A 12252-nucleotide genomic window follows, 5' to 3' on the forward strand; every position below is an offset into this window, starting at 1 on the left:
GGAACAGCTGCACAGTTTGGTGGAAACTGTTGGAGCAGGGGCCAGAAAAGTCAGGCTGCTTCTTGCGCGGACTCAGGTGGAGTGTCGGCCGTCATTGGCACCTCCGATCTCGATGACCACAATCTCGTCGTTGGACACGCACAAGGCAATCAGCCTTCATGCTCATTGCGTCGGGGGCCCGGTTCGCTCAGATTGAATTCGGCGTGCTCAGCTGAACTGTTGCGCTGTATCCACGCTCACCCATGACCACCGTCACGGCTGGCATGATCCCGTTATGACGAACAGCACGCCCTCGCTCATTGCCTGGACGGCGCAATACAGGGAGTACCTCAAGCTTGTTGGCCAGGGGCTCGATGAGGAGGCGGCGCTGTTGAAAGCTGAGATCGATGAGGGGCTTCCCTGGGTCGACCTCACCTGGGACGATCTGGAACATGCCTACGCCAACCTTGGTTTGGCTGAATCAGAGGAGTCGGCCCAGCTCTGATCGGTTGGCTTCGCCCCGTTGCCATGGGCCGTTGGTAACGGAGGTCGGTTGTCCCCCTTCCCAGAAGGCGATTCGTGTGCAAGGGTGGCGAGACGCCGAAGAGTCCTCGAGATAGGACCCAATGCGCGCGAACCGATAACAACTTCGAACCATGACCAGAAGAGATCTTGCTCCCCATGGGGAGCTGAATACTCCACGTTCCAATGATCCCCACAATCCTCTGACCGGCTACGAATCCGCCCAACGCCGTCGCTATCTGCGTGCCTTGGCTGAAGAGGACTGCAACGACGGCGAAGGCTGAGCCAGCACGTCCCACCGACCATGCGCTGCGACTTCTGCGTGCAGGAGGGGAGTCTTCACGATCGGATTCGTCACGGCCGATCGCTGGAATGGCGATTTGCCTGTCCGTGCTGTTGGGCCGAGCAATCTCGGCTGCCTGGCTATCAGTACGGCGGCACCCGTAAGGCCAACCGTCGCCAGCGTCAGCGCTGAACCGTCGCTTCAATCGTTCAGTCGATGCACCTGGAACGATCGGGATGCGCCCGAAATCGTGACGTCAAAGAACCAGTCACGTCCGTCTGGGCTGCGCCGGTTCACTTTCCATTGCTCAACAGGCTCGCCATCCAGAGCCATGGTCAAGGCATCTCCGCTGCAGCCAGGGCAATCCACGTCGCGGCTGGCAAATCCATCGGCTGTGACCTGATAGCGCGGCATGGTGGGTGTGCTCGGCTTCGACCAGTCTCCCCCGTGGGTCAGGGTTGGTGGTCAGTTGTATTCACCCGGTGTTTCCTGCTTGGTGACCGTGACGCGGCCGACCTTCTGGCCCGAGAGGCGCAGTAATTCATCCCCGGAAAATTCATAGCCCAGGCCATGGCCGATCTTGGCGACATCATCGGCCGTGGATGCGGCGAGCACCGCATCCTTCAAGGCCGGGTCGTTCTGCATGGTGGTCAGAAAGGCCTTGAGTTGATCGAGTGCCATGCCGAGGCGTTCGGGAGGCACAGATCCTCTCCCATCCCAGGGCTTCGGCGACGGTCTTAGGCGGCGGTCACACCATCCTGTTTCCTCAGGGCCGCGTGGGCAGTGTGCAGACCTTTGACGGTGATGCAGCTGGTTCGGTTGCACACCAAGTAGCAACCATCGCCGACGGCATCAATGGTGGATCCCTTGGAGGTGGCGAAGATTCTGCTTTTGAATCCCATGGTCCTCGCCTCATTTGGTCTTTGACCAGTGTTGGCGAGGCTTGGCGCTCCGACAATCCGTGTTAAGGCGCATTGTCCGCTGCGCGTTCCTCGGCGGTGAGATATTCGGCAATGATCGGCGAGGCTTCGCCGGCTTCCAGGGCCGCAATATCCCGTTCGATGTTGCTGATGAAGAGCTGATTGCCGTTGCTTCTGGCGATGGCAAGGGCTTGTTTCAGCTTGGTGAGTTGCTCCTGGTGGCTCATCGATGGGCGATTTTGGGGAGGTCGATGCGATCGCAGGAGTCTCCCTCACAGTTGAGACCACACTGGGGAGGCTGATCTCCGTACTGACTGGGTTCTCGTAGGGCCCAGTATTGATCGACAACGCCGAGGAGGTAAACGGCGATGTTGCGGAGCTGTTGTCGAACGGTCATGACTCGATGCTGACCTCGGCATCCCCCGTCGTCAATGTTGTGTCAACCGATGGCGCCTGAAGCCATGCTGGCGGAGCCAGGACGACAGCTTGAGTGAGCGGCTTTGTAGGGGCTCAATCGGTGCAAGCGATTCATTGTCAATCAGCTGATTGAGGCTGCAGTCGCTGTAAAAAAGTTGGAGGTCGTCGCCGTAAAGCTGAACGGCTTTGTCGATCAGCTGGTCGTTGTGGAAGTACGCACGCAGGCTGTTGCGCTCCGTTCGGCGTACATTTTTCTGAGGCAGGGATTCCATCACATCGATGCCCTGGCGCGCCAAGATCGCGCGCAATGCACTCCAGTGGTCGTTGATCTGTTCGACGCGTCCGACAAATTTCGGCACGATTTGACGTCCAAGGCAGAGCAGTTGGCTCTGGGGCAAGACGTGAACGTCGTAGCGATTGAAGGGGGTGGCCATCAACACATCCAGGAAATCCCCGAAGCTCATGCCGTGGCTGATCCCCATCCGCTGCATCGGTAATGGGGGTTCTTCGATCTCAATCACTTTGTTGTTGTAGGCCGCAATCAGCCGATCAAATGGATTGCGGACAAAGCTGAAGCTGACATGGTTATGTCTGTATTTCCGTGCCTTGCGCAGGGTGATTAGCTCGGTTTCATCGTTGGTTTCCGTCTGCCAAAACTTGTCTGATGTGGTTTTGGTTCCCTTCGGTGGCCGTTCGCTCAGCAGGCGGCACAGGGCTGCCTTGATCGATGAGTTGGCCGCTTTGGGGACACGCCCATACAGCAGCCGATGCTGTTTCATGCGAATGAAGTGCTGAGGTTGCGCCATCGATGATTAGGAGGTCTTGGTGAAATTCTTTTCGAGGAACTTGCGGAACAGTTTCCACTCCTGTTTGTTGAACAGTGGACGTGCCTGTGTCGCCAGCTCCAGTCCGCGCTCGCTTAGCCCAGGGTTCGGTTGTTGTTGAAGGTTGGCATTTTCAGTGCTGGTTTCCAGCGCTTCACGCAGTGCATGGGCTTGCTCGGGAAGCGCCCGTTCGAGCACCGCCCACAGCATCAGCGTTGGATCGTCTGCGCTGATGTGGTCCTCATAGCGGAAGTCGATCACCTCGAGCCGTCTCTTGTTGGCCAGTTTGCTCAGGCTGCTGTTGAGGGCTTCAGGGGTGCTGTCGGAAAAATCGCTGCTACGGACAAACTCATCGACGGCGATCCCGCTCAGGTCATGGCCTTCCTTGATGAGTTGGGTGTGGCAGGAGCGGGCAAAGCTGGTTGGTTCACGGCTCGCAAACACGATGCGCCAATGGATGTCGTCAACGGAGAGGGCCTGCTCCAAGCCGATCATTAGGCGTTTGGTTCGTGGTCTGGCGTAGCGGTACAGGCCGCGTCTGCTTTCTCGATTGGCGGGTTTTTTGCGTTTCCGCCCCGCTTTGATCAGCCCCGTCCGCAGCGTGCCGAAAATCGACTCAAACGAGATCAAAATCGTGTGAATGCTGCCCGGCTGGTCGCCGGCTAGCTCAAGCAGGGCGTGTTGGGTGCGGCCTCGCAATGTGGCACTCGGTGGCTGATTCCAGACCCCCCACTGCAGAAAGGACCACAGGTCGCGGCATTGCTTCTTGAGGGTGTTGGGTCCGAGGTAAAGGACGCCGTGTTTCAGCAGCAGCCCCCGGTTGCTCTGCAGGTTGCGTTGCAGGTAAGTGCTGCCAGTTTTGTGGAGCCCGCAGTGCAGAACGATGCGGGTGGGTTGAAGCGCACTCACGCGGCCAGGTGCTCCAGGCGCTCCAGGGCCAGCCAGGCCCCCTCACCCCGGTTCTTGTGGCCCTGCCAGATCTCCGGGATGAAGGAGGCGTCGGGGCAGTGTTGCTGGATCAAGGCGAACAGCTGCGCCCAATCAATCTCCCCATCGAGGATCTGCAGGCCTTCCCCGTCCACCCCCGCGGCATCGGCCAGGTGCAGGTGGGCGGTGTAAGGAAGAATCGCGCCTAAGAAGGCACTGAAGGAACCCTGGAGGTGATTGCAGGCCAGCTTGGAGTGGGAGACATCCAGGCAGATCCGCATGCCGGTTTCTTGGCAGAACTGCTGGATGAACTCGGGATCGACAAAGAGGTTGTGAAAGCGCTGGCCTCCGAAATGCCAGGGGTAGGGCGGCATGGTCTGGGGAATGATCTCCACTTCACCGGCGCTGTTGATCTGCTTGAGCCCGTCCAGCAGGCGCTGGCGCAGCGGCTGTTTCTCCTGGGCATCCAGGTGGCGGTGTTCGGAAAAACCACCGACGTTGGTGACCAGCAGCACCGGCTCCGGGCATTGGAAGCGTCGGCGCAGATCCCGGGAGATGTCCACGACCCGCTGCAGTTCAGCGATTGAATGCTTGCGGTAGGCCTCGTCGTCGGTGCAGAGGTCGAGGGTGTGATCGCCGGCGAACAGCTCAGGGGCGTGAATCACCAGGCCGATGCCCTGCCGCTCTGGCAGCACCTCATCGAGATCAACCTCCAGATCCTTGTAACTGAGGTGAATCTCCACCAGGTCCAGGTTGCTGACCTGGGAAAACACACTGATGTCGTGGTAGCGGACCGGCAGGCCAAACCGCAGGGGGAAGCGATAGGGGCGGGGCTCGGCGGATGGCGTCTCCAGGTCGGAGGGGAAGAACACATCCCCTTTGGCCTTGTCGATCGGCAGTTTGCGCCCGATCAGGTCGTTGAGGCGATTGGGCTGGAGTCCCTGGCCGGGACTCTGGATCTGCACCATCGCGGCGCTGATTTCGGTGCCGGCGGGGATGGCGCAGTTGGCGACGAGGCTCTTGGCGAGCACCTCACGGTTCATCATTTCGCCTTGGCTGATGCTGCGCTCGCCGCCCTGACCCATGGATTCCTCCACGCGGCGGATGCCCTGAATCATTTGACGGAATTCATCCGGCAGCAGGCTCACCTTGTGGTCGTTGCCCTCCATGCCGCGGTCGAGGGTGATGTGCTTTTCAATCACGACCGCTCCCAGAGCTGCAGCCGCAATCGGGACCTCGATGCCGCGTTCATGGCCCGAATAGCCCACCGGTGCCTCAGCCAGTTCGCGCAGGCGCTCTAAGTAGCGCAGGTTGACGTCCTTGAACGGTGTTGGATACGTGGAATTGCAGTGCAACAGCACCGTCTGGGCGCCCTCCCGTTGCAGATGGCGGATGCCGGAGCGGATCTCCAGCTCCGAGGCCATGCCGGTGGAACAGATCAGCGGTTTGCCCGTGGCGGCCAGCTGGCTGAGCAGGGTGTGGTTGGTGAAATCCGCGGAGGCCACCTTGAAGCCCTCCATTCCCCAGCCATTGAGTTTCTCGAGGCTGGTCTCGTCCCAGGGGGTGCACAGCGGAACCAGCCCGAGGGAGGCGGAATGGTCGAAGCAGCGAAACAGCTCCTCATCACTGAGCTGAAAGCGTTCCAACAGATCCAGGGTGTACTGCGTCCCCAGATCCGAGGCCATGTCATTGCTGTCCCCGGCGTTGCGATAGAGCTTGCTCATATCGCGCATCTGGAACTTGGCGCAGTCGGCGCCGGCGGCATGGGCCGCGTTGATCAGTTCCAGGGCGATGTTGACGTCGCCGTTGTGGTTGTTGCCGATTTCAGCGATCACGAAGCAGGGTTCGCCGTCGCCGATCGTCCGCCCCCCCAGCTGCAGTGATCCGGTGGCCTGCCGTGCCACCGCCACAATCCGGCCGTGGCTGTCCAGCAGCGGCAGGGCAATGATCCGGGAGGTCAGCAGGGCCGCCAGGTCAGCTGGTGCCGTGTGGTCTGGCGCGGAACGGCAGTTGGGGTTCATCGCCGCGGTGACCGGGCGGTTCAGATCGATTTCGCCGCAGCTGGCGATCCAACGCCGAAAATCACCATCGGTGAGCACGCCCTGAAGGATGCCGCTTTCGGACACCACAAAGATCAGGCGTGACTGGTTGGCGGTGATCTTGCTCAGCGCCGACAGGATGCTGTCTTCCGCAAAGACAACGAACTGGGTGAAATTCCGCTCAATCAGGATGCCTGTCACCGTTGTTTGTCCGGCCGTCCGTGGTTGAGTCAGGTCGTGACACTACCCCAGATCTCGGTAGGTGATCCTCAGCAACAGCGCCCGCAGCAATGGGTTGGAGCGGGACACTGCGCAGTGGCGTTGGGCCACACCGCGATGCTGTGGCCGCATCTGTGCCGCCTGATTCAACAGCTCCCGCGCTTCCTGCCAATCGCCCATCGCGATCGCGGCTTCGGCACCCAAGCGCAGCTGGTTGAAGCTGGATTTGGCATTGGCCAGATAGCCGGGGACGGCTGGCTGGACCGTGGGGTGGGGGAGTCGGCGAATCGCATCCAGCAGCGCATCGGGACCCCCGTGTCCGCTGTAGCCCATCCAGGCGAGCCAGGCCGGATCGGGGTCGGGCAGGTCCTGCTCCAAGGCGTCAAGATCGCTGACGGTCGCGAGGGTGCGCCAGACGCCACTGCCGGCGAAGACATGGCCGCCGTAGCGGGGGTTGAGCCCGAGATCTGCCATCACGACAGGGCTGCAACCAAAGTCCAGGGCGTCGAAGAAGGCGGTGGAGGAGAGGGTGGCCATCAAGCGGGCCTGGCGCAGAAGGTCCGGCAGCGGGCGGTAGTCCAGTCGCAGGTTCGCCGGTGGACATCCGAGTGTGCTGTGCACGGTCGCGCTGATGTGGGTGTCCACGTCATGGAAGGTGGCATCGCCCGGCGCGATGCGGGGCTTGATCAGCACCTCCCAATCCGGTGATCGCTCGGCCAGGTCCGCCAGGATTCGGACCATCCGAGCTCGTTCGTTAGCGGTGGCCGGCATGATCACCTGCTCGGCGAACACCAGGCGCTTGGGCCGTTGTTCCCGTGGCTTCAGCGGCAGCTCGACAGCGGAGTTGCGGCGAAGACCGGTGAGCACCGTGCGTTGCCCGCTGTAGGGGGTGTTGGCGAGCAGTTGATCCAGGCGTTGCTGATCGCGGGGACCGCTGAGGCAGATCAGGTCGTAGCCAAGGCGCCAGCTGATTCCTTCGATGAAATGCTCCAGCACCACACCGTTGAATCCGCAAAAGAGCACCGGGCGCTGGCCATGGCGATCCAGGGCGAGCCGGATGTCGTTGAGCTTGCTGCCCGTGAGGAAGACGCCGATGGCATCGACGTCGAACAGGCGGCGATCCCTGAGCAGTGGGGCCAGCTGCTGTTGCCAGACCGTTCCCAACCCTGCGACGCGGCGCAGCAGTGCAGGGGGTGTGCCGTCCCGTGGGATCACATTGATGGTGAGCTCGACCGCCTGCTCTGCGGAGAAGCGGCAGAGGGCCTCACAGGCCAGCAACTGACTGTCACTGTCGGCGATCAGCAGCAACCGCAAGGGTTTGGCCTGGGTCATGGTTCCAGCGCCGATCGGTCATCGAGGGCCAGCAGCAGCCGCTGTGCTCCGTCCTTGATGGCACCACCCATGCCTTCAAACCAGGCACGGTTGATGGCGGGTAGCTCTTCGATGGCGTCCAGGGTGTGGAGGTCCCGCAGCCGATGCATGGCGCCGCAACCGAACCAGCCCACCGTGTTCTGCTCGGCTTGGATGCCGTAGTCGCCCACCATCAGTGCTGTCGCGCCCCAGGCCATCGCGGCCAGACTCCAGGGGGAGCTCACCGAGAGGCAGGCTGTGCAGCGAGCGAGCAGGTTGAGCATCTGCCCCGGGGCGGCCTCAACCAGGTTGCTTGGGCCCTCTCTCCCCTGGGGCAGCAACGGTTGGTCGCCGGACCAGCCATGGTCCCGCTGCAACACGATGGTCCATTCGGGATGCTGCTGGGCCCAGCGTTGCAGTTGCCGGATCAGTTGTTCCTTCGCCCCGAGGTGGGTGGGGATGTGCTCCTGAATCAGGGCCAACAACAGCGGTGCGTTGACGGGTGTGCGTTGCGGTGGGGACAAAGGAAACCAGAAGCCGGTGCTCAGCGCCGGTGGCGGTTGAAGCGCGTCGGGCCAGTTGAAGCTCATGGCTTGAAGCTGTGCCAGCTGCTGGGGGCCGCTCAGCAGCAGCAGATCACAGCTGAGCCGTTGGCAGATGTCCTGGATCAGGGCATCACCAACCAGGGGCTGCAACGGTCCGCTGAAGACAGGGGCTGGGCGGTGCTGGCTGTGCTTGCACAGTGCCCGATAGCCCGCGATGAACGTGTTCAGCTCCGTGGGGTCGCTCAGAAACAGCCCGATGGCCGTGGCGTCGTTCAGCAGTTGTTGTCCCAGCAGCTGTTGGACCGATTCGACACCTAGATCCGGTGGGCAAGGCGGCAGGGGTTGTCGCCCCATCAAGGCTGGGCCGACCGTGAGGCACCGGCGGCCCAGCGCCCGCAGTTGTTTTGCTAAGTGCTGACAGCTGTACTGCTCGAGGCCACCGTCGCTGATCAGGACGATCGTCATGGCATCCGGGTCCCTCAGCGGCGCAGCCACTGCGAGAGCCAGCCGAAACCGACGACGCCGTCTCGCATGGTCCGCAACAGCCGGCGGGTGCGGTGACGCTTGCGTTGGCTGCTGCGGGCGCCACCGGTGCTCAGCATCCGGCGGCCACCGTTGTTCAGCGCGGTGGTCTGCCAGGCCTGGCTGCCCCAGCTCCCTGGACCGATCTGGCCCTCCCCCAAGGGACTCACGTCGGAGCTGATGCGCTCGCGCAGGGCTTCGATGAAGCGTTGCTCGCCATCGCGCACCAGGCCCTGTTCCGCCAGCCAGGCTGGATCGTGCTTGAGCTCGAAGGGGTTCTCACGGATCGCGGCAAAGCTCGCCACCGTTCCGGAATCAGCAAAAAAATGGTTGCCCAGGGTTTCGGTGACCCCAAGGTCGCCAACGATCCGGGTGCTGATTCCCATCGCCATCGCCTCGAGGGCGGCGGTGGAGGACACCGTGATCGCGCAGCCGCAGCGGCTGAGCAGTTGCGTCGCGGGCTTGAAGCTCAATCGCAGGTTGGGCTGTTCCTTGGCCATTTGGTCGATCACGCTGGCCATCTCGCCGTGGCGCCGGTGCAGCGTGCTTTCGATGCTGGAGGTGCGTGGCTTGAAGATCACCGGATGATCTGGCCACGCCTTGGCCAGCTCCCGCAGCTGATCACAGAGGAATCGCCGTTGCAGCGGGTGCACGGGGATGGAGGGTTGCTCGAAGAACACAATCGAAGGCTTCTCCGGTGCATCCGCCCGCGCCCGCGTGCGCCAGAGGATCGGTAGGCCGGTGACGACCGCATTGCTGCTCTCCAGGCCCAGGGCACGCCGTCCTCGGGCGTAGGTGGCCAGATCGTGGGGACTGTTCAGGCAAAGCAGGTCGGCCCCGGAGCGATCGAGCATTCCCTCGAGTGCGAAGCGGAAGAGGATGCCCGGGTAGGCACTCACCAGCCGCGGGCGCGTGGAGGCCTGGGCCCAGGCCTGCTGCAGTTGCAAGAACGAATCCCGGCTGCGCTGGCCATCCAGGCCCAGGATCAGGGCATCGACCTTGCCGGGCATGCCTTGGCACAGGCTGCGCAGATCGCCCCAGGCGTGCTTTTCAATGCGCGTGCGGGGATCGATGCGTCGAATTTCGAGACGTTGGCGGCGAGAGAGGGCGCGGTTGTTGAGTTCGAGCAGATGCAGGGTGGTCTCGGCGCCTTGACGGCGGCAGGCCGCCAGCAGCGTCATCGCCATCTTTCCGAAGGAGTCGAAGCAGGCCACTGCTGCAACCTTGCGTCCGGCGAGGCGCTTGTCGTCTCCTGGCGCCATCGTCCTCAACACAGATCCAAGCAAAATTACTCGGCTCCAGGGCTGTGGATGGTCTCCAGGCTGCGGCAGAGGGCGAGATCGGCCGGTGTGTCGATCTCGGGACCGCTGTCATCGAGCACCACCGGTCGCCAGGGGGCACAAAAACGGCTGCCGCTTTGACGGAAAGCGGCGGTGCGCATGGCGTAGATCGCACCGGTTTCGAGATAGGCCGGCTCGAGATCCTGGCGGCGTTGTCGGGGTTGCTCTGGGTTGTGGTTGATGCCTCTGCCGTCCTCCCGCCAGAGGAAGCCATGCCAGGGCTGCACCGCGAAGCTGCTGTTGATCCTCGGATCCTCCAGGGCCTGCAGCACCCGGTCGATCTGTTCGGCGTTGGTGAACGGTGAGGTGCATTGCAGGAACACCAGTTGATCCGGCAGCGGGCCGGCCCTCTCCAGCTCCGTCAGGGCGTGGAGCAGCGCTGATTCGGAACTGGCGGTGTCCCCGGCGATCGCCACGGGGCGTTCCACCACCTCCGCGCCAGCCTCCAGGGCGACAGCACCGATGGCCGTGTCATCGGTGCTGACCACGACCCGTTCGACGCCTTGGCTGGCCTGCGCTGCTTCGATGCTGCGCACCACCAGCGGCCTCCCGCCGACGGCTTGCAAATTCTTCCCGGGAATCCCCTTGGAGCCTCCGCGGGCAGGAATCAGCGCCAGCGCTGCAGGAAACGGCGTCATCGAGGAAGATTCCATCGCCCCGTCCTACCCGAATGTCCAGGCTGGAAGCCATGCGTTTGGGGGTTCCAGAGCGGGGACTCTTGGTGCACCGCACGATCCCCCAGCACCTGGCCCCGGCGACGTTGGTGCCCGGCCGCCGTCGGGATGTGGATGCTCTGCTGGCCTGGGGACGGCGCCCCAGCGCTCGCCGGGTGGAGCGGTTGGCCCAGCGCTGGCAGCTGCCGGTCTGGCATCTCGAGGATGGCTTCCTGCGCTCCGTCGCCAAAGGCCCCGATCACCCGCCCCTTTGTCTGCTGGTGGATGACATCGGTGTCCATTTCGATGCGTCCGCGCCCAGCCGTCTTGAACAATTGATCGCCGCACCGATCAGCACAGCGGACACGCGGCGGGCTGAGGCTGTGCGCCGGCTGTGGTGTGAGCAACGGCTCAGCAAGTTGAATCCGGCTCGGGAGTCGCCGGCTCCGACCGAGTCTTTCGTGCTGGTGGTGGATCAATCCCCGGGCGACCGCTCGATTGCGCTCGGCTGCGCTGATGCCGGCAGTTTCCGCCGGATGCTGCGCGCGGCGCTCGATCGGCATCCCACCAGCACGGTGGTGGTGAAGCTGCATCCCGATGTCATCCGTGGCGGTGCCAAGGGGCATTTCTCGGCCGTTGATCTGGCGCATCCGCGGATCCGCCTCTGCAGCGATGGTCTCCATCCCGCAGCGCTGCTTGAGCGTGCAGATGCGGTGTATGTGGTGACCTCGCAGATGGGCTTTGAGGCCCTGCTCTGGGGCCGGCCGGTGCACTGCTTTGGCATGCCCTTCTATGGCGGCTGGGGGCTGACCAACGATGGTGTGCCGCCACCGCAGCGGCGGCAGGGGGTTCGGCCGACGTTGGAGCAGCTGGTGCATGCCTGCCTGATCAGCTACCCCCGTTGCCTCGACCCCCACAGCCTGGAACCCTGCCCGATCGAAACGCTGATGGCGGCGATTGGCCTGCAGCGGCGTCGTCAGGCTGAGGCCTGCGCACGGGTCGAGGCCTTTGGCTTCACGCCTTGGAAGCAACCCCACTTGAAGCGTTTTCTTGCGGGCAGCAGCTTGCGCTTTCGCTGGGCCCGTTCTCGGCCTGGACGCCGGCTGGATGCGATCGCCGTTTGGGGGCGGCGCGGCCGGCCGCGGCTGTTGGCCGCGGCAGAACGGCGGCGGTTGCCGGTGCTGCATGTGGAGGATGGGTTTCTGCGGTCCGTTGGTCTCGGCGCTGATCTGATCGCGCCGATCTCCTGGGTGGTGGATCCGGTCGGTGTTTATTACGACGCAACGGCACCCAGTGCCCTGGAGCAACGCCTGAGCGAAGGCCACTGGACCAACGCCCAGCTCCACAGATCTGCCCGCTTGCGCGAGCGGTTGGTCCGGGAAGCGATCACGAAATACAACCTGGAGGCGCGGCCCTGGCAGCGTCCTGAGGGGCAGCGTCGGGTCGTGTTGGTGATCGGTCAGGTGGAGAGCGATGCCTCGATTCGCTATGGCGCTGGCCCATTGCGCAGCAACCTCGGCTTGCTGCAGGCGGTGCGGGAGGCGGAGCCGGAGGCCCATGTGGTCTATAAGCCCCACCCGGATGTGCTGGCGGGTCTGTGTCGGTCCGGCGAGGGGGAGGAGCGGGTGGCGGAGAGTTGTGATGAGCTGCTCACCACCGGCTCGATCCAGCAGTTGTTCGAGCAGGTGGATGCCCTGCATGTGCTCACGTCC

At 63.1% G+C, this 12252-nt stretch carries 16 protein-coding genes; 4 read left to right on the forward strand and 12 right to left on the reverse strand.

The features are described from left to right. The first annotated feature begins 274 nt into the window (after positions 1–274). The 3 genes from ACGVKB_RS05405 to ACGVKB_RS05415 all read left to right on the forward strand — a co-directional run bounded on the left by ACGVKB_RS05405 (position 275) and on the right by ACGVKB_RS05415 (position 976). Entirely contained in the window at positions 275–484 is a 210-nt protein-coding gene (locus tag ACGVKB_RS05405; RefSeq protein ID WP_392350252.1) for a hypothetical protein, read from the forward strand. Between the two features lie 151 nt (positions 485–635). After that, positions 636–785, forward strand: a complete 150-nt coding sequence (locus ACGVKB_RS05410; RefSeq protein ID WP_392350253.1) for a hypothetical protein — start codon at positions 636–638, stop codon at positions 783–785. 20 nt (positions 786–805) lie between these two features. After that, positions 806–976, forward strand: a complete 171-nt coding sequence (locus tag ACGVKB_RS05415) for a hypothetical protein (protein WP_392350254.1) — start codon at positions 806–808, stop codon at positions 974–976. A gap of 9 nt (positions 977–985) precedes the next feature. Here the strand turns inward: ACGVKB_RS05415 and ACGVKB_RS05420 are convergent, their stop codons facing one another. The 12 genes from ACGVKB_RS05420 to ACGVKB_RS05475 form a co-directional block, all read right to left on the reverse strand. Then, positions 986–1198 carry a hypothetical protein gene (locus ACGVKB_RS05420; protein WP_392350255.1) on the reverse strand — a complete coding sequence of 71 codons (213 nt, stop codon included), beginning with the start codon at positions 1196–1198 and terminating at the stop codon, positions 986–988. A 51-nt stretch (positions 1199–1249) separates the two neighbouring features. After that, positions 1250–1465 carry a Nif11-like leader peptide family natural product precursor gene (locus ACGVKB_RS05425; RefSeq protein WP_392350267.1) on the reverse strand — a complete coding sequence of 72 codons (216 nt, stop codon included), beginning with the start codon at positions 1463–1465 and terminating at the stop codon, positions 1250–1252. 56 nt (positions 1466–1521) lie between these two features. Further along, on the reverse strand, positions 1522–1686 hold the full coding sequence (locus ACGVKB_RS05430; protein WP_392350256.1) for a hypothetical protein: 165 nt from the start codon (positions 1684–1686) through the stop codon (positions 1522–1524). Between the two features lie 62 nt (positions 1687–1748). Further along, positions 1749–1931: a hypothetical protein gene (locus ACGVKB_RS05435; RefSeq protein ID WP_392350257.1), complete on the reverse strand. Its 183-nt coding sequence runs from the start codon at positions 1929–1931 to the stop codon at positions 1749–1751. Further along, complete coding sequence (locus ACGVKB_RS05440; RefSeq protein WP_392350258.1) at positions 1928–2101, reverse strand: hypothetical protein; 174 nt, start codon at positions 2099–2101, stop codon at positions 1928–1930. Before ACGVKB_RS05440 ends, ACGVKB_RS05435 begins: the two co-directional genes overlap by 4 nt. Positions 2102–2132: 31 nt before the next feature. Then, on the reverse strand, positions 2133–2927 hold the full coding sequence (locus ACGVKB_RS05445; protein ID WP_392350259.1) for a sulfotransferase family protein: 795 nt from the start codon (positions 2925–2927) through the stop codon (positions 2133–2135). 6 nt (positions 2928–2933) lie between these two features. Further along, positions 2934–3854 (reverse strand): hypothetical protein, encoded by a 921-nt coding sequence (locus tag ACGVKB_RS05450; protein WP_392350260.1) that lies wholly within the window; start codon positions 3852–3854, stop codon positions 2934–2936. Further along, positions 3851–6112 (reverse strand): N-acetylneuraminate synthase family protein, encoded by a 2262-nt coding sequence (locus tag ACGVKB_RS05455; RefSeq protein WP_392350261.1) that lies wholly within the window; start codon positions 6110–6112, stop codon positions 3851–3853. The genes ACGVKB_RS05450 and ACGVKB_RS05455 overlap by 4 nt, the downstream gene beginning before the upstream one ends. Positions 6113–6154: 42 nt before the next feature. Beyond that, the gene (locus tag ACGVKB_RS05460) at positions 6155–7462 is read right to left on the reverse strand and encodes a DUF6716 putative glycosyltransferase (protein WP_392350262.1); all 1308 of its coding nucleotides are present in this window, start codon (positions 7460–7462) and stop codon (positions 6155–6157) included. Next, complete coding sequence (locus ACGVKB_RS05465) at positions 7459–8490, reverse strand: DUF6716 putative glycosyltransferase (RefSeq protein WP_392350263.1); 1032 nt, start codon at positions 8488–8490, stop codon at positions 7459–7461. The genes ACGVKB_RS05460 and ACGVKB_RS05465 overlap by 4 nt, the downstream gene beginning before the upstream one ends. A gap of 14 nt (positions 8491–8504) precedes the next feature. After that, positions 8505–9809 (reverse strand): DUF6716 putative glycosyltransferase, encoded by a 1305-nt coding sequence (locus tag ACGVKB_RS05470; RefSeq protein ID WP_392350264.1) that lies wholly within the window; start codon positions 9807–9809, stop codon positions 8505–8507. Positions 9810–9835: 26 nt separating this feature from the next. Then, complete coding sequence (locus ACGVKB_RS05475) at positions 9836–10525, reverse strand: cytidylyltransferase domain-containing protein (RefSeq protein ID WP_392350265.1); 690 nt, start codon at positions 10523–10525, stop codon at positions 9836–9838. Positions 10526–10557: 32 nt separating this feature from the next. Here ACGVKB_RS05475 and ACGVKB_RS05480 point away from each other — a divergent pair. Continuing rightward, positions 10558–12252 (forward strand): capsular polysaccharide biosynthesis protein (locus ACGVKB_RS05480; protein ID WP_392350266.1); only part of this gene is annotated, 1695 nt, incomplete at its 3' end.

The organism is Parasynechococcus sp. (assembly GCF_042954325.1).
GTDB lineage: Bacteria > Cyanobacteriota > Cyanobacteriia > PCC-6307 > Cyanobiaceae > Parasynechococcus.